At 43.5% G+C, this 20,356-nt stretch carries 18 protein-coding genes; 14 read left to right on the top strand and 4 right to left on the bottom strand.

The features are described from left to right. Positions 1–10 precede the first annotated feature (10 nt). The 9 genes from FLA_RS25185 (at position 11) to FLA_RS25140 (ending at position 10,361) form a co-directional block, all read left to right on the top strand. Positions 11–1,126: a PA0069 family radical SAM protein gene (locus FLA_RS25185; protein ID WP_231940327.1), complete on the top strand. Its 1,116-nt coding sequence runs from the start codon at positions 11–13 to the stop codon at positions 1,124–1,126. Positions 1,127–1,175: 49 nt separating this feature from the next. Continuing rightward, positions 1,176–3,611 carry a phenylalanine--tRNA ligase subunit beta gene (pheT, locus tag FLA_RS25180; RefSeq protein WP_076375537.1) on the top strand — a complete coding sequence of 812 codons (2,436 nt, stop codon included), beginning with the start codon at positions 1,176–1,178 and terminating at the stop codon, positions 3,609–3,611. 10 nt (positions 3,612–3,621) lie between these two features. Next, complete coding sequence (locus FLA_RS25175) at positions 3,622–3,909, top strand: hypothetical protein (protein WP_076375535.1); 288 nt, start codon at positions 3,622–3,624, stop codon at positions 3,907–3,909. 12 nt (positions 3,910–3,921) lie between these two features. Beyond that, positions 3,922–4,224 (top strand): cell division protein ZapA, encoded by a 303-nt coding sequence (locus FLA_RS25170; protein WP_076375533.1) that lies wholly within the window; start codon positions 3,922–3,924, stop codon positions 4,222–4,224. Between the two features lie 1,112 nt (positions 4,225–5,336). After that, a complete protein-coding gene (gene rny, locus FLA_RS25160; RefSeq protein ID WP_076375529.1) occupies positions 5,337–6,896 on the top strand; it encodes a ribonuclease Y in 1,560 nt (519 codons plus the stop codon). A gap of 115 nt (positions 6,897–7,011) precedes the next feature. After that, positions 7,012–7,362 carry a 50S ribosomal protein L19 gene (rplS, locus tag FLA_RS25155; RefSeq protein ID WP_076375527.1) on the top strand — a complete coding sequence of 117 codons (351 nt, stop codon included), beginning with the start codon at positions 7,012–7,014 and terminating at the stop codon, positions 7,360–7,362. A gap of 118 nt (positions 7,363–7,480) precedes the next feature. Then, entirely contained in the window at positions 7,481–7,690 is a 210-nt protein-coding gene (locus FLA_RS25150; RefSeq protein WP_076375525.1) for a Sec-independent protein translocase subunit TatA/TatB, read from the top strand. A 31-nt stretch (positions 7,691–7,721) separates the two neighbouring features. Next, positions 7,722–9,164 (top strand): Asp-tRNA(Asn)/Glu-tRNA(Gln) amidotransferase subunit GatA, encoded by a 1,443-nt coding sequence (gene gatA / locus FLA_RS25145; RefSeq protein WP_076375523.1) that lies wholly within the window; start codon positions 7,722–7,724, stop codon positions 9,162–9,164. Positions 9,165–9,341: 177 nt separating this feature from the next. Further along, on the top strand, positions 9,342–10,361 hold the full coding sequence (locus FLA_RS25140) for a lytic transglycosylase domain-containing protein (RefSeq protein ID WP_076375521.1): 1,020 nt from the start codon (positions 9,342–9,344) through the stop codon (positions 10,359–10,361). Here FLA_RS25140 and FLA_RS25135 read toward each other — a convergent pair whose 3' ends face one another. From FLA_RS25135 to FLA_RS25120, 4 genes are all read right to left on the bottom strand, one after another. Next, positions 10,362–11,594, bottom strand: coding sequence for an anthranilate synthase component I family protein (locus FLA_RS25135; RefSeq protein WP_076375519.1), 1,233 nt, complete (start codon positions 11,592–11,594; stop codon positions 10,362–10,364). A 58-nt stretch (positions 11,595–11,652) separates the two neighbouring features. After that, positions 11,653–12,126: a hypothetical protein gene (locus tag FLA_RS31570; protein ID WP_076375517.1), complete on the bottom strand. Its 474-nt coding sequence runs from the start codon at positions 12,124–12,126 to the stop codon at positions 11,653–11,655. A gap of 86 nt (positions 12,127–12,212) precedes the next feature. Further along, positions 12,213–13,475, bottom strand: coding sequence for an adenylosuccinate synthase (locus tag FLA_RS25125; protein ID WP_076375515.1), 1,263 nt, complete (start codon positions 13,473–13,475; stop codon positions 12,213–12,215). A 46-nt stretch (positions 13,476–13,521) separates the two neighbouring features. Beyond that, positions 13,522–15,783, bottom strand: a complete 2,262-nt coding sequence (locus FLA_RS25120; protein ID WP_076375513.1) for a RelA/SpoT family protein — start codon at positions 15,781–15,783, stop codon at positions 13,522–13,524. 36 nt (positions 15,784–15,819) lie between these two features. Here FLA_RS25120 and FLA_RS25115 point away from each other — a divergent pair, with 36 nt between their 5' ends. The 5 genes from FLA_RS25115 to atpH all read left to right on the top strand — a co-directional run bounded on the left by FLA_RS25115 (position 15,820) and on the right by atpH (position 20,345). Further along, complete coding sequence (locus FLA_RS25115; protein WP_076375511.1) at positions 15,820–17,634, top strand: ABC transporter ATP-binding protein; 1,815 nt, start codon at positions 15,820–15,822, stop codon at positions 17,632–17,634. Between the two features lie 112 nt (positions 17,635–17,746). Further along, positions 17,747–18,871 (top strand): F0F1 ATP synthase subunit A, encoded by a 1,125-nt coding sequence (gene atpB / locus FLA_RS25110; protein ID WP_170022693.1) that lies wholly within the window; start codon positions 17,747–17,749, stop codon positions 18,869–18,871. Between the two features lie 41 nt (positions 18,872–18,912). After that, complete coding sequence (gene atpE / locus FLA_RS25105) at positions 18,913–19,158, top strand: ATP synthase F0 subunit C (protein WP_076375507.1); 246 nt, start codon at positions 18,913–18,915, stop codon at positions 19,156–19,158. A gap of 113 nt (positions 19,159–19,271) precedes the next feature. Continuing rightward, the gene (gene atpF, locus FLA_RS25100; RefSeq protein ID WP_076375505.1) at positions 19,272–19,766 is read left to right on the top strand and encodes a F0F1 ATP synthase subunit B; all 495 of its coding nucleotides are present in this window, start codon (positions 19,272–19,274) and stop codon (positions 19,764–19,766) included. A 15-nt stretch (positions 19,767–19,781) separates the two neighbouring features. Further along, positions 19,782–20,345, top strand: coding sequence for an ATP synthase F1 subunit delta (gene atpH, locus FLA_RS25095; protein WP_076375503.1), 564 nt, complete (start codon positions 19,782–19,784; stop codon positions 20,343–20,345). Positions 20,346–20,356: the final 11 nt, after the last annotated feature.

The following is a 20,356-nucleotide window of genomic DNA, read 5'->3' as shown; positions in this document are numbered from 1 at the left end:
AAGAGGATGTATGCAAAACATGTCGGGAAATCCCAACTCCCGTCCCAAACCCGCGAGGGCCAACGACGATGGAGCAGCGGAATATAAGAAGGGGAGGGGGGCTCAGTACAATACCAGGAATAGGTTTCTGGCACACGAGCAGGTGCGTGAACATGTAGAGGGCATTGATGACTGGACGGATAATAATGAAGCTACCGTGTTTATGGAAGACAATGCCAAAAGTCTCGTGAACAAGGTAGACAGCCCTGATGTAGGCATGTATTACAGCATGAACCCTTACCAGGGTTGCGAGCATGGCTGCATTTATTGTTATGCACGCAACTCTTTTGAATATTATGGCTATAGCGCCGGGCTGGATTTTGAAAGCAAAATCATGGTGAAAAAGAATGCACCAGCCCTGTTGCGCAAATTTCTGATGCATCCCAAATGGGAATGTGTACCGCTTTCTTTAAGTGGTAACACCGATTGTTACCAACCTGCCGAACGTACATTCCGGTTAACCCGTCAGCTACTGGAAGTATGCCACGAGTTTAACCAGCCGGTAGGCATCGTTACTAAAAATGCCGGCATTTTACGTGATAAAGACCTGTTGCAAAAAATGGCTGCCAAAAACCTGGTAAGTGTGCTGATGTCGGTAACAACCCTTAACGAAGATTTGCGCCGGGTAATGGAACCGCGTACCGCTACGGGGGAACAGCGGTTGAGGGTTATAAAGGAACTTAATGAGGTAGGCGTGCGAACAGGTGTAATGATGGGGCCTATGATCCCAGGCCTGAACGAGCATGAAATGCAACGGATTATGAAACAGGCCAGTGAAAATGGGGCTACTTTTAGTGGTTACACTTTTGTTCGCCTGAATGGTGCTGTTAAATTATTGTTTCACGACTGGTTATATAAAAATTTCCCGGACCGGGCCGATAAAGTGTGGCATTTGATAGAAGCAGGGCATGGCGGGCAGGTAAATGACAGCCGTTTTGGCACCAGAATGCGGGGAGAAGGGGCCATTGCCGACCTTATCAGGCTACAACACAAGAAATACAAGCAGTTATATCACCTGGATGACGAGCATTGGGCCCTTGATTGCACAAAGTTTTGTCGTCCGGGCAGTCAGGGTACTTTGTTTTAGTATTCGTATGCTTAGAACTATATTTGCAAACTGTTCAAAGCAACAATACATGACGATATCTTATAATTGGTTAAGTACTTACCTCCCTGGAGGCGATATGGCCCAGGACCCGGAGAAGCTTTCTAAAATTCTTACAAGCATTGGTTTGGAAGTAGAAAGTCTTGAAAAGTATGAAAGCATTAAGGGCGGATTGGCTGGCCTGGTGATAGGCGAGGTGCTGGAGTGTGAAAAGCACCCGGATGCTGATAAATTAAAAGTTACCAAAGTAAATATCGGAAGCGGTGAGCCTTTACAAATAGTATGTGGCGCACCTAATGTTGCTGCCGGACAAAAAGTGGTGGTAGCTACCATTGGTGCTACTATTTACCCTGTGTTGGGCGAACCGCTGACTATGAAACGTGCAAAAATCCGTGGCGTGGAAAGCCAGGGTATGATTTGCGCCGAAGACGAAATTGGTATGGGGGGCAGTCATGCAGGTATTATGATATTGCCTGCTGAAACAGTAGCTGGCACACCAGCAGCTGAATATTTTAAACCTTACCAGGATTGGATATACGAAATTGGGTTAACACCTAACCGTATGGATGCCATGAGCCATTTCGGTGTTGCCCGGGATGTATGTGCTTATCTTACCCACCATTTCAATAAAGAAGTTCGTTTTGTAAGTCCGTTTAACAATAGCTTCAAAACGGATCGCACCGACACTGCCGTTCAGGTAGTGATTGAAAATGAAGAAGCCTGTCAGCGTTATGCAGGCGTAAGCATTAGCGGTGTAACGGTGAAAGAATCTCCTCAGTGGTTAAAAGACAGGTTGCTGTCTATTGGCCTGCGTCCTATCAACAATATTGTAGATATCACCAACTTTATATTGCACGAAACCGGCCAGCCTTTACATGCTTTTGATGCTACTGCTATCAAGGGTAATAAAGTGGTGGTGAAAAACGTGCCGGCAGGAACTGCTTTTGTTACCCTCGATGAAAAAGAGCGTAAACTGCAGGCAGAAGACCTGATGATTTGCAATGCCGAAGAACCCATGTGTATAGCAGGGGTGTTTGGTGGCTTACATAGTGGTGTTACAGAAACTACTACCGAAGTGTTCCTGGAAAGCGCCTGGTTTAACCCGATGACCATCCGTAAAACTTCTTTCCGTCATGGCCTGCGTACCGATGCAGCTACCCGTTTCGAGAAAGGCGTGGATATTTCCGGTTGTGTAAACGTGTTAAAACGCGCGGCGGTGTTGATCAGGGAAATTGCCGGTGGCGAAATTGTATCTGATGTAACGGATGTTTATCCAGAGCCTAAGTATAAAACGCAGATTGCGTTGAAATATCATTACCTGAAAAAGCTGAGTGGTAAAAACTACCACCCGGATGCCGTAAAACGTATTTTAACCAGCCTGGGCTTTGAAATTGTGAAAGAGGGGATGGACGAGTTATGGGTTGCTGTGCCTTACAGCAAACCTGATATTACTTTGCCGGCCGACGTGGTAGAAGAAGTGGTGCGCATAGATGGTTTGGATAACATTGATATTCCTACTTCTATCACCATTGCGCCTTCTGTGGAAGCACTGGGTAGTAAAGAAGCCCTGAAAGAAAAGCTGGCTTCCTTCCTGGTGGGTAAAGGGTTTAATGAAATCATGACCAACTCTATTACCAACAGCAAATATTTTACAGAAGAAGTGTTGGCTACTGCGGTAAAAATGATCAACAACCTGAGCGCCGAGCTGGATGTAATGCGTCCTTCTATGCTGGAAACCGGCCTGGAAGCATTCTCGTACAATATCAACCGCAGAAATCAGAACCTGCAGTTTTTTGAATTTGGTAAAACCTATTCTTCCACTGAACCTGGTAAATACCAGGAGGCAGAACATCTTTGCTTATATGTTACTGGCGCCCTGCACGAACAAAGCTGGCAGGAAAAAAGCAAAGGAGCTGACTTCTACTATGTAAAAGGCTTAGCCGAAGCTATCTGCGAACTGGCAGGTTTGCCGGCTATCAGCTTTAGCAGCCTTGAGCAGGCAGGCCATCCGCTGGTGCTGGAAGTAGGCAGCGGCAAAACGGTAATTGGTACTTTAACGGTAGTGAACAAAGAGTTGCTGGGCAGGTTTGATATTAAACAGGCTGTATATTTTGTGGATATTGATGTAGTGCAGTTTGTGCAGCTGGCTACCGCCCGCAAAATCACTTATAGCGAAATTGCTAAGTATCCTGCGGTACAGCGCGATCTGGCTTTGGTGGTGGCACGCAACACTACCTATGATGCTATTGAAACTACTATCAAAAAAATAAAGCTACCCCGTTTACAACAGGTGCGTTTATTTGACGTTTTTGAAAGTGATAAGCTGGGGGCGGATAAAAAATCTATGGCCATCAACTTTACTTTCCTTGACGAGGAAAAAACATTAACCGATAAGGAAACGGATGGTATGATGAACAAGATTATCCAGGCGTTTGAACAGGAATTATCAGCTGAGATAAGAAAATAAACCCACTACAATGGCCGACCTGGAAGTACAATTGATGGCGCTGCACGAAAAAGTGCAGCGTTTGCTAAAGCAATACCAGGCTTTACAAAAAGAAAACCAGCAGCTGAAACGCGAGCTGGCTTTGCATCATGCTGCACTGGAAAATAAAAACTTTATTGTGAATCAGCTGGAACAGCAAATTGATGTGTTGCAGATGAATGCAAAAACGCAGACTGATGAAGAGAAAAAAGCATTGGAAAAGCGGGTTGATCAGTATTTGAAAGAGATAGACAAGTGTTTGTCGTTGTTGAACGCTTAATTTAGAATTGCCATGTTAGATAGTTTGATTCCTGTAAATATTCTGATAGGTGACCGTACTTACCGTTTGAAAATAGAACCATCTGATGAAGAACTGGTTAGGAATGTTATTAAGATGGTAAATGATAAGATTGTGGAGTTTAAAACCATGTTTGCCGGTAAAGACATGCAGGATTATATTGCGATGGTGCTGATATGGTTGGCGACAGAACAACGTAAAGAAGGAAACGACCTCATACGGAATAAGAATGCTTCTGATAAACTGGCTTCCCTGGAAAGTATGATTGATCGTATACTGGAAGATCATTCCAAATAAGCACAAATACTTCTGTAACTGAATATTCAACTCCCGGGCAGCGTTACGCTGAACCCGGGAGTTGTACTTTATGTCTTTTCACATCTTTCCCATAATGGGACTTTACGGGACATGCTGTTGAATTTCTCCTGCCAGTGGCCATATGGTGCTTAAAAACGGACTTTATTTTTTCGCCAGAGAGTTGGTGGAAATGCCCGGAGAGTTGTGGCATTTGCCCAGAGAGTTCCCTGAAATGGCCAGAAGGTTGTGGCATCCTTTCAGGCAACTCCCTGATTTGCCCAGAAGGTTGCCTGAGCATTCCAGGCAACTCTTTGAAATGGCCAGAAGGTTGTGGCATCCTTCCAGAGAGCTCCCTGAAATGCCCATAAGGTTGCCTGAGCATTCCAGGCAACTCCCTGAAATGGCCAGAAGGTTGGAGAATTTGCCGCAAGAGTTCATGGATTTGCCCAGTAAGTTGGTAAATGTGTCCGGCAATCTCTGTGATGAGTCCAGAAAACGGGTCCGGCAAATGCCGGAACATTCCGGAAGGTCTGGTGAGTACTGGCATTTTATTCAAGTACTCTCCCCAATGATGCCAGTACTTTTGGAAAGCTTCTGAAAGTTCTTCCGGTAAGTGCCAGAACTTCTGCAACAGTTGCACGTACTGGCTGGAAGTATGGTACAACCCAACATATAAGAGTTGAACGGGCTCATTTCTAAGTTGAGAAGCCCAATTCCTGAGCTTTCAGGATAGGCTAAAGTATGGGAAGGAAAAAAATAAAGAGGGTAAAGACTCCTGAATGGTAGGGGTAGGTACAAAACAAAAGGGCTGGTTCAGCTTCCAGCCCTTTTTACAGTTCACAGTTTTCTTTCGGATTAAAAACGGACATTATTAATAAGCCAACTTTGGTGCCAAAACGCAAGCGTTTACAATTGACTGGCAGTCAATTAACAACTTAGTATTTTTTATTTTACTGTCTTTTATTGGGAAATTTTAGTACCAATTTTGGAATTTTCTCCTTTATGCGGAAATTAATTTGCTTTAATTATCTTCGCAACTTCCACCTACCCGTTTCAGACATATTTGACTGAGCCGGGACATATGATTTTCAATTAATTAAATCGCGATTAGCATGGATCAAACAGCTATTGTTCTAGGGATTGTTGCGTTAGCTGCGGGCATTATAGCGGGTAAATTTCTTTTCGCTAAAAACACCAAAAAACAGGTTGATGACGCCAGTTTACAGGCTCAATCTATAATAAAGGAAGCGGAAATTAGAGCAGAAACTATCAAGAAAGAGAAACAGCTGGAAGCCAAAGAAAAATTTGTGCAACTGAAAGCTGAGCATGACAAGGATGTTTTAGAAAGGAATAAAAAGATTAGCGAAGCCGAAAACCGCACTAAGCAGAAAGAAATTGCAGCCAACCAAAAAGAAGTTGCTTTAGACAAGCAAGTAAAAGAAAACGAGGCGATTAAAGAAAATTTAAATCGCCAGATTGAACTGGTAAACCACAAGCGTTCTGAACTGGAAAAACACCAGGAAGAGCACATTCGCCGTCTGGAAAAAATATCCGGACTTACTGCGGAGGAAGCTAAGGCACAGTTAGTGGAAAGCCTGAAACACGAGGCGCAAACACAAGCTCTGGCCATTCAGCAGGAAATTGTGGAAGATGCCAAGCAGAAGGCAAACAAAGAAGCCCGCAAAATTATCATCCAAAGTATTCAGCGCACTGCTGCTGAGCAAACCATCGAAAACACAGTTACTGTGTTTAACCTGGAAAGTGATGAAATCAAAGGCCAGATCATTGGTCGTGAGGGTAGAAACATTCGCGCTATTGAAGCCGCCACCGGTGTGGATTTGATAGTAGATGATACCCCGGAAGCGATTGTATTGTCTTCTTTCGACCCATTACGCCGCGAAATTGCCCGTTTATCTTTACAGCGCCTGGTGGCCGACGGACGTATTCACCCTGCCCGTATTGAGGAAGTGGTGGAGAAAACCCGGAAGCAACTGGAAGAGCAGGTATTGGAAATTGGCGAACGTACCGTTATGGAATTAGGCATTCACGGTTTGCATAAAGAGCTGGTGAGAATTGTAGGTAAAATGCGTTTCCGCTCTTCTTACGGTCAAAACCTGCTGATGCACAGCCGTGAAGTAGCCAACCTGTGTGGTATTATGGCAGCTGAGCTGGGCCTGAACCCTAAGCTGGCTAAGCGTGCAGGTTTATTGCACGACATTGGTAAAGTGCCTGATGAAGAAACTGAACTGAGCCACGCCTTACTGGGTGCTAAACTGGCCGAGAAATACGGCGAAAATCCTGCCGTGGTAAACGCTATTGGCGCACACCACGATGAAATGGAAATGCAATATGTGATTTCTCCGATTGTACAGGCCTGTGACGCCATTAGCGGCGCAAGACCGGGTGCAAGACGCGAAATTATGCAGCAGTACCTGCAACGCATTAAAGACCTGGAAAACCTTGCTACAGGCTACCAGGGCGTTGAAAAGGCGTATGCTATCCAGGCAGGCCGTGAATTACGCGTTATTGTAGAAGCTGATAAGGTAACTGACAGCGACAGCGATAAACTGAGCTTTGAAATAGCTCAGAAAATACAAACCGAAATGACTTATCCGGGCCAGATTAAAGTGACTGTTATCCGGGAGAAAAGAGCGGTGAACGTGGCGAGATAAGTACCGGTGTTAACAGAGCTGAAAGGGACGATAAAAAGTTTGGACCCGTTTTTTATTATTTCCTTTTGTGTTTTGAATTTATTTATTACCTTTGCGGTCCTTAAATTTTTGAGTCATGAACGCAGCAGTTCAATTTGTGCACGAGCAACTGAGCTCGAAAAAAGAGTTTCCTAATTTTAAAGCGGGTGATAACATTACCGTTAACTATAAAATTGTAGAAGGTGGTAAAGAGCGTATCCAGAGCTTCCGCGGCGACGTGTTGAAAACTCAGGGTACAGGTGCTACTGCTACTTTTACTGTACGTAAAATATCTGACGGAATAGGTGTAGAAAGAATTTTCCCTTTCTATTCTCCTAACATTGACTCCGTTCAGTTAAATAAAGTAGGTAAAGTACGTCGTGCCAAACTGTTTTACCTGCGTGAGCGTAGTGGTAAAAGCGCCAGAATTAAAGAAAAGCGTTTCTAAGTATATTATACTGCAGATGAACTTTATAAATGGCGAGAGTTTGGGTATAACTAAACTTTCGCTTTTTTATTCAGGTGCATGTAAATAACTTTGTTTTTCATCTTTCAATTATACTTATATGGGTAATTTAGGTTTCCAGGAAATACTGCTGATAGCCGTAGTGGTACTGGTACTGTTTGGTGGTCGCAAGATCCCTGAGTTCATGAGAGGTCTGGGTAAAGGTATTCGTGAGTTTAACGATGCTAAAGACAATGTGAAGAAAGAACTGGAGGAAGGAATTAAAGAGAAAGACCATAAGGCTTCTGCTACAACCACGACACAACAGTAATCTTACCCCTCATCAAAATCTTTTTTAGCCTTTGTACCACTTTTCCAGTATCAAAGACTATCAAAATGCTTTAATGAACGGCACTACTACCTGTGTAGAAGCCGTTCATTATTATTTACAGCAAATTGAAGTTAGCAGCCACCTGAATGCTTTTGTAGAAATTTTTGCCGAAGAAGCGTTAACTAATGCCCGTTATCTCGACGAGCAACGTAGCAAAAATGGGTTACATGGCAAGCTGCATGGGGTGGTAATAGGTATTAAAGATGTGATCAGCTTTAAAGGGCACAAGCTTACTGCTTCGTCCCATATCCTGGATGGTTTTACCTCTGTTTATAATGCTACCGCAGTTCAGTGTTTGCTGGACGAAGGTGCTATTATTATTGGCCGGCAAAACTGCGACGAGTTTGCTATGGGTAGCAGCAATGAAAATTCAGCCTATGGTCATGTGCTGAACGCGGCAGATACTACCCGCGTACCCGGAGGTTCTTCGGGTGGTTCGGCAGTGGCTGTTCAGGCCGGATTGTGTATGCTAAGCCTGGGTAGCGATACCGGTGGCTCGGTGAGGCAGCCGGCAGACTTTTGCGGTATCATTGGTTTAAAACCTTCTTACGGGCGCATTTCGCGCTATGGCTTAATTGCCTATGCTTCTTCTTTTGACCAGATAGGAATTTTCGGCACCTCCATTGACGACGTGGCTTTAGCCCTGGAGGTAATGAGTGGTGCGGATGCTTACGACAGCACTGTGAACGACGCGCCGCCACCGGCTGCATCGGCTGTTGCAGGGGTAGATAACGCTACCTATAAACTGGCTTATTTTAAAGAATCACTGGAACATCCGGGCTTAGACCCCGAAATCAAGGCCGCTTTTGAGCTGTTTGTGAAAAGATTAACAGACGCGGGCCATACAGTGCAAGCCATTGATTTTGAGTTACTTGATTACGTTGTTCCCACTTACTATATTTTAACAACTGCCGAAGCCAGCAGCAATTTATCCCGCTACGACGGGGTGAAATTTGGCTATCGCTCTGCTGAAAAAAGTGATGATTTGTCAGTCTTTTATAAGCAGAACAGAAGCGAAGGTTTTGGCAAGGAAGTGAAGCGCCGGATTATGCTGGGCACCTTTGTGCTGAGCGCCGGTTATTATGATGCCTATTATACTAAGGCTCAACAAATTAGACAGATTCTCTCCCAGAAAACACAGGCTATATTTGGCCAGTACGATGCTATCCTTTCTCCTACTGTTCCATCCCCCGCATTTAAGATTGGGGAGAAGAGTAACGACCCCATTGAAATGTTCCTGGCTGACATTTATACAGTGTTCGCCAACCTGGTAGGAATACCCGGAATTTCCCTCCCATTGTTCCAACACTCAAATGGCATGCCTTTTGGTATGCAGGTTATGACTTCTCAAATGAATGAAGTAACTTTGCTGCGCCTTTCAAAAAGGTTGATGCAATTAAACGGAGCGGAGTAATGTGACGAGGTAAAGAAACTGATGTGGCAGATCCGTTAGAGCTGACTTATTTTTTCATTTAAATGCTTAAACAGAATGCAGGGCAAACAGTTTTTTCTCTTCGGTATCTCTTTCCGAAAACTGATGGGTAGATCTTTAGCCGGCGCAATGTTGTTGTTGCTAACCAGTTTATCAGTTATGTCTTTTGGCTATGATAATAGCCTGCACACTTACACAGACGGTGACGACAAAAAATCAAAAGATAGCGCGGCCAATAACTCAAAAGGTTTCAAAAGCCTTTTTGGTGATAAGCAGGATTATGATGCAGCCAATCCAGGCTTCTTCAGATTAAATCCGCAGGCTGTTTCTTTTGTTGAAAACTACATTCGCCTGGAATCGGAAGAGTACGGTAAAATGAAGGAGTGGGGTAAAACCTACATAGATTTGTATGACAGAATTTTAACGGAGAATGGTATTCCGGTTGAATTAAAATACCTGTCTATTATTGAAAGTCATCTGCGCAGGGGCCTGGTGTCCGGTGCAGGAGCGGTAGGCCCATGGCAACTGATGCCGGATGAGGCCAAACGGTATCATCTGAAAACTGGCCGTGGCTTAAAGGATGAGCGTACTGATTTTACCAAAAGCACTTATGCTGCGTGTAAGCTCATCAATGAGCTGCACAATGAGTTTGGTGACTGGTTACTGGTAATTGCGGCTTACAACGGCGGCGTTGGCAGGGTAAAACAGGCTATTAAAAAGGCAGGTAGCCGCGATTTCTGGGCATTGCAGGCTTATTTGCCAGAGCAAACCCGGAATCACGTAAAAAAATACATCGCTACCCATTATATTTTTGAAGGCGGTGGTGGCTGGACTACTTTAACCGCAGCAGAAACTGCTATTCAAAGGGAGAATGTGGCGGTATTGTTGGGACAAAAGCAACTGGCAGATACAGTGCTGGAAAAAACAGGGGTAATCTCTATATCGGGCAAGTATAATGCTGGCGTGATAGCCAAAGTGTTGCTGATGGACCTGGTAGAATTTAAAAAATTAAACCCGGGATTTGATAAGAAGCTTTCACAAGGTCAGGCGTATGATTTGCGTTTGCCCAATGAAAAGCTGACCGAATTTCAGGAAAAGCGTCAGGAGATTTTACAACAAAGCATACAAGTGCTGCTGGCTCCTCCTGCTACTACCAGCACTCCGGTAGTAAAAGCGTAATTATTCCAATGCTTTTTTAATGGCTGCAGCTTTAAGCAGGCATTCTTCATATTCTTTGTCGGCATTACTGTAAAAGGTAATGCCGCCACCTACCTGGTAGCTCAGATATTGTTTATCTGCATTATACAGTATACTTCTGATCACTACGTTCCAGTCAAAATCTCCTTCCGGGGTTATATAGCCAATACAGCCTGAATACAATCCTCTTTGGGTGCGTTCGTACCGGTTGGTAAGTGCTATCACACGCTCTTTAGGCGCCCCTGTCATTGACCCCATTGGAAAGGTGGCTGCCAGCGCTTTTGCAAGGCCTGTTCCGGGCGGCAACTCTCCTTTGATAGTGGATATCATCTGATGCACCTGCGGGAAGCTATAAATGCCAAAAAGCTCTTCTACTATTACAGAACCGGGCAGGCAAATGCGGCTGAAATCGTTTCTCACCAGGTCAACCACCATTACATTTTCACTTCTTTCTTTAGCACTGTTGTACAAAGCTTCACGCGCGGCTTCATCTTGTTGCGGATGATGGGTTACCCGTTTGGCTGTTCCCTTAATGGGCTGCGAAATAAGAGTGTTGCCCTGCTTTCTTAAATAACGTTCGGGGCTTGCACATAGTGCATATTGCTGGTTTACTTTATAAAAGGCAGCGTAGGGAGTAGGAGATAATTGGGTTAGTTTCTGATACAAAGGCACCGGAGCTATGGCTGTTTGCGGAGCAAAAAACTCCTGGCAAAAGTTAATTTCATAACAGTCGCCCCGCTTTATGTGGGCCAGCAACTGCTCTATGGTGTGCAGGTATTCCGCTTTACTAAAACGTGACTGTATTTGTACGTTGCCATTGGTGGCTGCTTCGGTAGTAATACTGGTTTGTTGAATCGCTTTCCATACCGCTTCCGGGTTGCTATGCAGGCAGCTTATCCGCACCAGGTTGTTTTTTATTTCAATCACTGTTTCGGGCTGGAATAGAAAGGCAGCGGGAAAGCCACTTTCATTCAGCAAATGGGCTGCATCAACGGCATAGTCAGGTAATGTGCTATGATAACTGAAATGGCCAAAAAGCCAGTCGTTTTGTTGTTGCAGGAAATGTGCAAGAGGAGGAAGTAAGGGGCCGTCTTCAGCTGTAAAAACGGTTACCGGATCAACTGCCAGCAAGCACTCGTAGGAGTGGTAGGATTGCTGGTATCCGTTATTATCTAAAAAGCAGCAAACGCTAAACCGGTTAGCCCAGTTTAGCATTTGCTGCTTGCATACGTTTAGATTATTGACTGAAAATTCAGCAACAGACCTCACAACTTTAGAAGTCGTCGTCTTCGTCGTCGTTGAAGCCGCTTCCGCTGTCGTTAAATAAATCGAATTCTTTGAAGTCATCATCTAATTTAAAATCATCTTCCTCTTCTCCTTTTTTACCAGGACTGCCGGTGCCGGATGATTTTTTATTTTTTGACTTAGGAATGTCAAACTCTTCAAAATCAGGGTCCCAGCTATCTTCATCCTCGTCCGACTTGTTCCAATCGTCATCTTCCTCTTCTGAATCATCTCCATCATCATCATCGTCGTTGTCATCATCGTCGTCCTTAGACTTCTTAGGAGCAGCTTTGGCACCTTTTTTAGCAGGAGCTTTGGTTTCTTCATCATCCTCTTCAAAGTCATCGTCATCCTCGTCTTCCTCTAATTGTTTCTTAGATTTTGAAGATGGTTTTTCTTCACTGTTGTTTGCCGCTGCGGAGGGGCCTGTAGTTTTTTTCTCTTTACCTGGTTTTGTTGCCATAATCCTGAAATTACTCCGTAAAATTTCAACGAGTTTTTTTAATCAGCAAAAAAATTTCGACACATCAAATTCAGTGCCTGACTATATTATAATCGGATAATTTGCTCACGTCCCGGACCATTGGATACATAACGTGTTGGTGCTCCAATGTATTCGTTGATAAACTTAATGTAAGTATGCATATCAGCAGTCATTGCAGATGCTTCTTTTATTTTGGTAGAGTCACTGTTCCAGCCTTTAAATGATTTATAAATAGGCTCAATGTTTACTCTTGTCATTTGAAAAGGCACCTCTGCTTTTTCAGTACCATTGATATTGTAAGAAGTACACACTTTCAGTTCTTCAAACGTATCCAGTACATCTGCTTTGGTCATTACCACCTGTGTAACGCCATTGATCATGCAGGCAAATTTCAAGGCTACCAGGTCAATCCAGCCACAACGACGTGGACGACCGGTAGTAGCGCCAAATTCACTGCCTATTTTCCTTAATTCTTCACCTGTTGCGTCGTGTAATTCAGTAGGGAAAGGTCCACCACCTACACGTGTACAATAAGCCTTTGTTACGCCTAATACCTCTTTAATTTTTTGCGGTGCAACGCCTAAGCCATTACATACGCCGGCAGAGATAGTGTTGGAAGAAGTAACAAACGGGAAGGTACCGAAATCAATATCCAGCATGCTGCCCTGTGCACCTTCTGCCAGTACTTTTTTACCATTAGCCATGTGATTGTTGATGAAATATTCACCATTCACAATGTTTAATGTACGTAAAAACTCCAGTGCTTCGAAGAACTCTTCTTCCCACTGAGAAATATCTTCATTAAAGTGGAAGTTGTCCAGCAACTTCTGGTGCTTTAAACGGATTTTGATGTATTGGCTGGTGAAATTTTTGTCCAGCAGGTCGCCCACACGAATAGCGTTACGGCCTGTTTTGTCCATATAGGCAGGTCCAATACCTTTTAAAGTAGAGCCTATTTTGCCATCGCCCTTAGATAGTTCAGATGCCTTATCCAATGCACGGTGGGTAGGTAAAATAAGATTGGTTCTTTCAGAAATAAACAGGTTCTTTTTAACATCTATACCAAAAGATGCAACTGTATCGCACTCTTTTTTAAGTGTAACAGGATCTAACACTACACCATTACCGATAAGGTTGATAGTGTTTTGGTGAAAAATGCCGGAAGGTATCTGGTGTAATACTACTTTTTTATCACCAACATACAATGTATGGCCTGCGTTAGGGCCGCCCTGAAAACGGGCGATTATATCGTAGTTGGGAGCAAAGTAATCTACAATTTTACCTTTGCCTTCATCACCCCACTGCAGCCCCAGAATTACATCAATCATTATTGAGTGTGTTTAATTGAGTGGCAAAAATAGTTTTTAGTATGTTCTATCCCAACTCTTCTGTATCAAAACGGTCAACTGTTTGAATTCCGTTGAGTTGTTTTAGCCTGTTTACAAGTTCATCCAGCTCTTCTTTATCGTGTACAAACACTCTTACAGTGCCCTGGAATAAGCCTTCTTTTGATTCAATAGTAAGCGCAGAGATGTTGATACGCAGCTCTCCACTGATGATATTGGTAATTTTATTAATAACCCCCACATCGTCCAAACCGATGATCTTAATACCGGTAAGAAAGGAGATCTCTTTATTTTTCGCCCATTTGGTTTTTACAATACGGTGGCTGTAATTGGCCATCATTTGTGTGGCATTGGGACAGCTGGTACGATGTATAATCAAACCTTTGCCTGTGCTTACAAAGCCAAATACGTCATCTCCCGGAATGGGATTACAGCATTTGGCCAGGCTGTACATGATTTTGTCACTGCTTTCGCCAAAAATGATCAGCTCCGAATCTTTTTTGCTGATGGTTTGTTTCTGATCGGTTTCTGTTTTGGCCTCTACTATTGGCTTAGCCGGTTTAGGAGCTTCCAGTTTATCGCCCAGCACATGAAACTCTTTCAGCTCTTTCAGGTCAATTTGCTTAATGGCAATATTGTAGTATAAGTCCAACTGGGAAGGTACTTTGTAAAAAGTGACCAGTTCGTCAATATTATACTGGTTAAAAGCTGCTCCTAAACCATCCAGTTTGCGTTGAAGGATATACTTTCCTTCATCAGCAATTTTTCTTTTATCCTCTTTAAGAGAGTCTTTGATCTTACTTTTAGCCTTAGCGGTAACTACAATATTCAGCCAGTCTTCCGAAGGCTTTTGCTTGTTGCTGGTAATAATTTCCACTTGGTCGCCACTACGCATTTTATGGCTGATGGGCACCAGTTTGTGGTTTACTTTAGCGCCGATACATTTAGACCCAATGGCGGAGTGAATGGCAAAGGCAAAGTCCAGAGCGGTGCTGCCCACCGGAAGCATTTTTACATCTCCCTTTGGGGTGTATACATAAATTTCTTCTGCCAGGAAACTGGTTTTAAAGTCCTGCAGAAAATCAATGCTATCGGTATCCTGGCTGGTGATGACTTCCCGTATCTGGCTAAACCATTTATCAAAACGGTCTTCATCATTGCTGCCTTCCTTGTATTTATAGTGTGCCGCTAAACCCTTTTCGGCAATTTCATTCATGCGCTTGGTTCGGATCTGCACTTCCACCCATTTACCCTGTGGGCCCATTACGGTGGTATGCAATGCTTCGTAACCGTTGCTTTTGGGGTTGCTTAACCAGTCGCGCAGCCTTTCGGGCGAAGGAGTGTATTCATCCGTGATCATGGAATATACTTTCCAGCAATCTTCTTTCTCCCTTTCAGTAGGAGAATCCAGTATCACACGAATGGCAAAGAGGTCGTATACTTCTTCAAAAGCTACTCCTTTCTTGCGTATTTTATTCCAGATAGAGTGGATGCTTTTAGGACGGCCGTATACCTCAAAATTAAACCCACCCCTTACCAGCTTTTCTTTAATGGGCTTTACGAATTCGTTGATATAGCGGGTTCTTTCTCTTTTGGTTTCGGCCAGTTTGCGTGCTATCTCTTTGTACTGCTGGGGCTCCATGTATTTCATGGCCAGGTCTTCCATCTCGGTTTTGATAGCATACAAGCCCATGCGGTGGGCCAGCGGGGCGTAAACCCATATGGTTTCACTGGCTATTTTCAGCTGCTTTTCGCGCTTCATATAATCCAGTGTACGCATATTGTGCAGGCGGTCGGCCAGCTTTATCAGTATTACCCTAGGGTCGTCAGTAAGGGTCAGCAGAATTTTTTTGAAATTTTCGGCCTGCTGGCTGCTGTTGGTGTCAATAACGTTGGATATTTTGGTAAGCCCGTCTACAATACGTGCTATTTCACTACCAAACTCGCGTTCTACATCCTCCAGGGTAATATCGGTATCTTCTACGGTGTCGTGCAGCAAGGCACAAATAGTAGAACGCACCCCCAGGCCAATTTCTTCCACGCAAATAGCGGCTACTGCCAGGGGATGGAGTATATAAGGTTCGCCGCTTTTACGGCGCATCGTTTTGTGGGCGTCTGCCGCCATTTCAAAAGCCTGCCTTACCAGTTCTTTATCGCCTCTTTTCAATTTTGCACGTAAACCTTTGAGCAATGCACGATAATGCCGGAGAATTTCTTTTTTTTCCTGTTCTTCGGTAAGCGTATACTTTGGGAAGGTAGGTTCCGAAGTGGTTACTTGTGTTTGATCCATACAGACTACGAATTTACTTACCTTTGGCCTATAATCATGAGCGAGGGCATTAAAAAGAGGATTTTCGATTTCTCATTATTAGAACGAGTATTTGCATTTGTAAAACCTTACCGGGGTCGTTTTTATGTGAGTTTGGTTTTTGCCGTGCTGCTGGCGCTGTTTGCACCTGTACGTCCTTACCTGATACAACTTACTATTGACAAGGCAACCGGCAAGCATGTGGCAGTTCCTAAAATGCTGGAATGGCTGCTGGGAAGTAGCAACATCAGCGACGCCTACCGGTTTATTATTGTAGTTACCATTTTTCAGGTAGTGTTTTTGTTTATTGAAACCGCTGTAAGGTTTGGATTCAGCTTTTTAACCTCCTGGCTGGGGCAAAGCGTGGTAAAGGATATGCGCACCACTGTATTTGGAAAAGTACTGGGGCTTAACCTGAAACAGTTTGATACCACCCCTATTGGAACATTAACTACCCGCACTATTAATGATATAGAAAGCATCAATGATATTTTCTCGGACGGGTTGGTGCCTATAGTGGCCGACCTGTTAACCATTGTGATTACATTGGTTACCATGTTCTGGATAGACTGGAAGCTGACTTTAATAAGCCTGATTCCTTTTCCTATTATGATTGTGGCTACCTATTATTTTAAGGAAAGCGTAAACAAAAGCTTTATACAGGTGCGTAATGCGGTGGCTGCGTTGAATGCTTTTGTGCAGGAGCATATTACTGGTATGGCTATAGTGCAGGCGTTTTCGGCAGAAGAAAGGGAGTTCTCTAAGTTTAATAAAATCAACAAAGACCATAGAAACGCTAACATCAAGGCCATTTTTGCCTACTCGGTGTTTTTTCCGATAGTAGAGGTGGTGCTGGCGGTAAGTACGGGCATACTGGTATGGTGGGTGGCCGGCAAACACCTGGATGCCGGGCTGCTGGTGTCGTTCATTCTGTTTTTGAACCAGATTTTCAGGCCGTTACGGGTGGTGGCAGATAAGTTTAACGTTATCCAGATGGGCATGGTGGCAGCTGAGCGCATATTTAAGGTGCTGGATAACAACGATTATATTCAAAAAGAAGGCAATTATGCCCCTGAAAAGATAGCAGGGCGCATCGATTTTAATCATGTTTCCTTTGGATATAACCCGGAAGTGCCGGTATTAAAGAATATCAACTTTTCGGTAGAACCGGGCGAAACCATTGCTTTGGTAGGGCATACCGGCAGCGGCAAAACATCTATTATCAGTTTGCTTAACCGGTTATACCATATACAACAGGGCGAAATTCAACTGGACGGGGTAAATATTGAGGAGTACAAGCTGGACGTGCTACGTAGCAACATAGGGGTGGTGTTACAGGACGTTTTCCTGTTTTCCGGTTCCGTATTGGATAATATAACCCTGCGCAATCCGGCTATTTCCAAAGAACAGGTGATCAGTGCCGCTAAAATGATTGGTGTGCACGATTTTATTATGCGGTTGCCCGGCGGTTACAGTTATAATGTAATGGAGCGGGGCACTACTTTAAGCCTGGGACAGCGGCAGCTGATTTCCTTTATCCGGGCATTATTATACAATCCGGCCGTTTTAATACTGGACGAGGCCACTTCTTCTATAGATACAGAAAGCGAAATGTTGATTCAAAAGGCAATTGACACGCTTATTGCCGACCGGACTTCTATTGTAATAGCCCACCGCCTGTCAACCATTCGCAAAGCCAATAAAATTATTGTGCTGGACAAAGGTGTGATTATGGAGATGGGTACACATGATGAATTATTGCAATTAGGCGGATTCTATGCACAGTTGCACAGCATGCAATTTGAAAAACAGCATGCTACTATGCCTTCTTAGTGTGGAATCTACACACTAAGTTTTTTGCGATTTTGACCTTCCGGTTACATTTTTTCATGCGCCAATACATATCTTTGCCGCCAAATTTGAGGATATTATGACCATCCGACGCATGAAATACATATTGGCAGTGGCTTTCAGCACTTTTATGATGTTTTTTTCTAATGTTTCTTCTGCTCAGGAAAAACATGAAAATGGAGAAGGACAGCATGCAGTAGCTGCAGAAAAACATGGTGAATCGCATGAAGAAGAAAAAACTGGTGATGTTATCATCCACCACGTATTGGATTCTCATGAATTCCATTTCTTCTCTTATGGCGATATTCATGCAACTTTACCGCTACCTATTATTATCTATTCTCCTGAAAGAGGACTTTCTGTTTTCTCTTCTGCACGTTTTGAAGAAGGTAAAGAAGATTATAACGGTTACCGCATTGTAAAGGAGAAAATTGTTCCGGTAGATGCTGCAGGTAATGTAGATGCTTCTGTAAGAGCATTCGATCTGTCCATGACCAAGAACGTGGTTCAAATGTTTATTGGCATTATTCTGCTGCTGGTGATTATGCTGTCAGTAGCTAAAAAATACAAAGCACAAGGTGCTCAAAGCGTACCTACTGGTTTCCAGAATGCCATTGAGCCGGTGATCACTTTTGTAAGGGACGACGTGGCTAAGCCAAACCTGCGCGAGCGTTATCAAAAATACCTGCCTTACCTGCTTACGGTGTTTTTCTTCATCCTTATCAATAACATTTTAGGTTTAATTCCAGGTAGCGCCAACGTTACAGGTAACATTGCTTTTACCCTGGTATTATCTGTTATTTCCCTGATCGTTATTTTAATCAGCACTGATGGGCACTTCTGGGCGCACATTTTCTGGCCTCCGAACGTACCTTTCCTAGTGAAATTAATTCTGATCCCTGTAGAATTACTGGGTATATTTATTAAGCCAGCTGCGTTGATGATCAGGTTGTTTGCCAACATGACCGCAGGGCACATTGTGATCCTGAGCTTTGTATCCTTAATCTTCATTTTTGGGAAAATGAATACAGGTGCAGGCTATGGTTTTTCTCCGGTGTCTCTGGCATTTACCATTTTCATTTATGTAGTGGAAATTCTGGTAGCATTTATCCAGGCCTTCATTTTCACTAACCTGACTGCGGTGTTCATTGGTCAAACATTTGAATCAGGTCACGGTCATGACGATAAGAACGGTCATCACGAAGAGGTATTTGTATAATCAAATTCATAACCATTTTTTTAATATCAAAATCACATAGTATGTCTTTAATGAACATTTTACTGGAAGGTGGTATCGCTCAACTGGGTGGTGCACTGGGTGCCGGTATCGCTGCAATTGGCGCTGGTATTGGCATTGGCCAGATTGGTAAAGGTGCAGTTGAATCTATTGCACGTCAACCAGAAGCTGCCGGTGATATCCGTGCAAGCATGATCCTGACTGCTGCGTTCATCGAGGGTGTTGCCCTGTTCGCAGTAATCGCTGGTCTGCTGGCTGTATTATCATAGTCGCTTTCCACGTTTAAGAATTTACTGCATCCAACGCAAAGGGCAGCGGATGCAGTTTATTTAACTATCCGCCCTACAAGGCGCTCAAGAAAAAACAATTAAGCAGATACTATATGGAACTTTTATTACCTGGTTTTGGTATCATTTTCTGGACACTGATCGCATTTGTGGTGGTGTTGCTGATTCTGAAAAAATTTGCATGGAAACCTATCCTGAAAACATTAAAGGACAGGGAAGATAATATTGCCAATGCTATTGCTTCTGCAGAGAAAGTAAAGCAGGAAATGGCGCAGCTGAAAAACGAAAACGAAACTTTACTGGCTAAAGCACGTGAAGAAAGAGCTACTTTACTGAAAGAAGCGAAAGAAACTGCTGATAAAATGGTCGCTGATGCGCAAAACAAAGCGAAAGCGGAGTATGAACGCATTCTGACTGATGCCCAGGCAGCTATTGTACAACAAAAGAACAGTGCGCTGGCTGATGTTAAAAATCAGGTAGGTAACCTGGTGATAGAAGTGGCTGAGAAAGTATTACGTAAAGAACTTTCTAACAAAGGCGAACAGGAAACTTTTATCAAGCAGCTTGCCGAAGGCGTTAAACTTAATTAAACACAACACAACAACATGCCTAATCCACGTTTAGCTGGCAGATATGCGAAAAGCCTGGTTGACCTTGCTACAGAAAAAGGTCAGCTTGAGGTGGTGTATAAAGACATGCAGTACCTGCAGGCTGTTTGTAAAAGCAGCAGGGAATTTGTTAACCTGTTACGCAGCCCTATTATTAAGGCTGACAAAAAAACTGCTATTATTGAAGCAGTTACCAAAGGCAACGTTAGCGAATTAACGAATGCGTTTTTTAAATTACTGGTAAACAAAGGCCGTGAATACGACCTGCCGGAAATAGCTGATACTTTTATTGATCAGTATTACGCTTTAAACAATATCAGTAAGGTAAAACTGACCACTGCCGTTGCTATCAGCGACGAGGTGAAGAATGCAATCGCTGCTAAAGTGAAAGCAGATCAGGGCTTGCAGAATGTTGACCTGGAAACAGTTGTTGACGAAAGCCTGATTGGTGGTTTTACACTTGAATTTAATAACCGTTTGCTGGATGCTTCTGTACTGCGTGATTTAAACGATATCAAAAAGCAATTCAGCGTGAACCTGTTTGAAAGCAGGCTCAAATAAATTTTAAAAAC

Source organism: Filimonas lacunae (assembly GCF_002355595.1).
Classification (GTDB): domain Bacteria; phylum Bacteroidota; class Bacteroidia; order Chitinophagales; family Chitinophagaceae; genus Filimonas; species Filimonas lacunae.
Note: the sequence above shows the minus strand (reverse complement) of the source record. Positions and strands in the feature narration are given on the sequence as shown.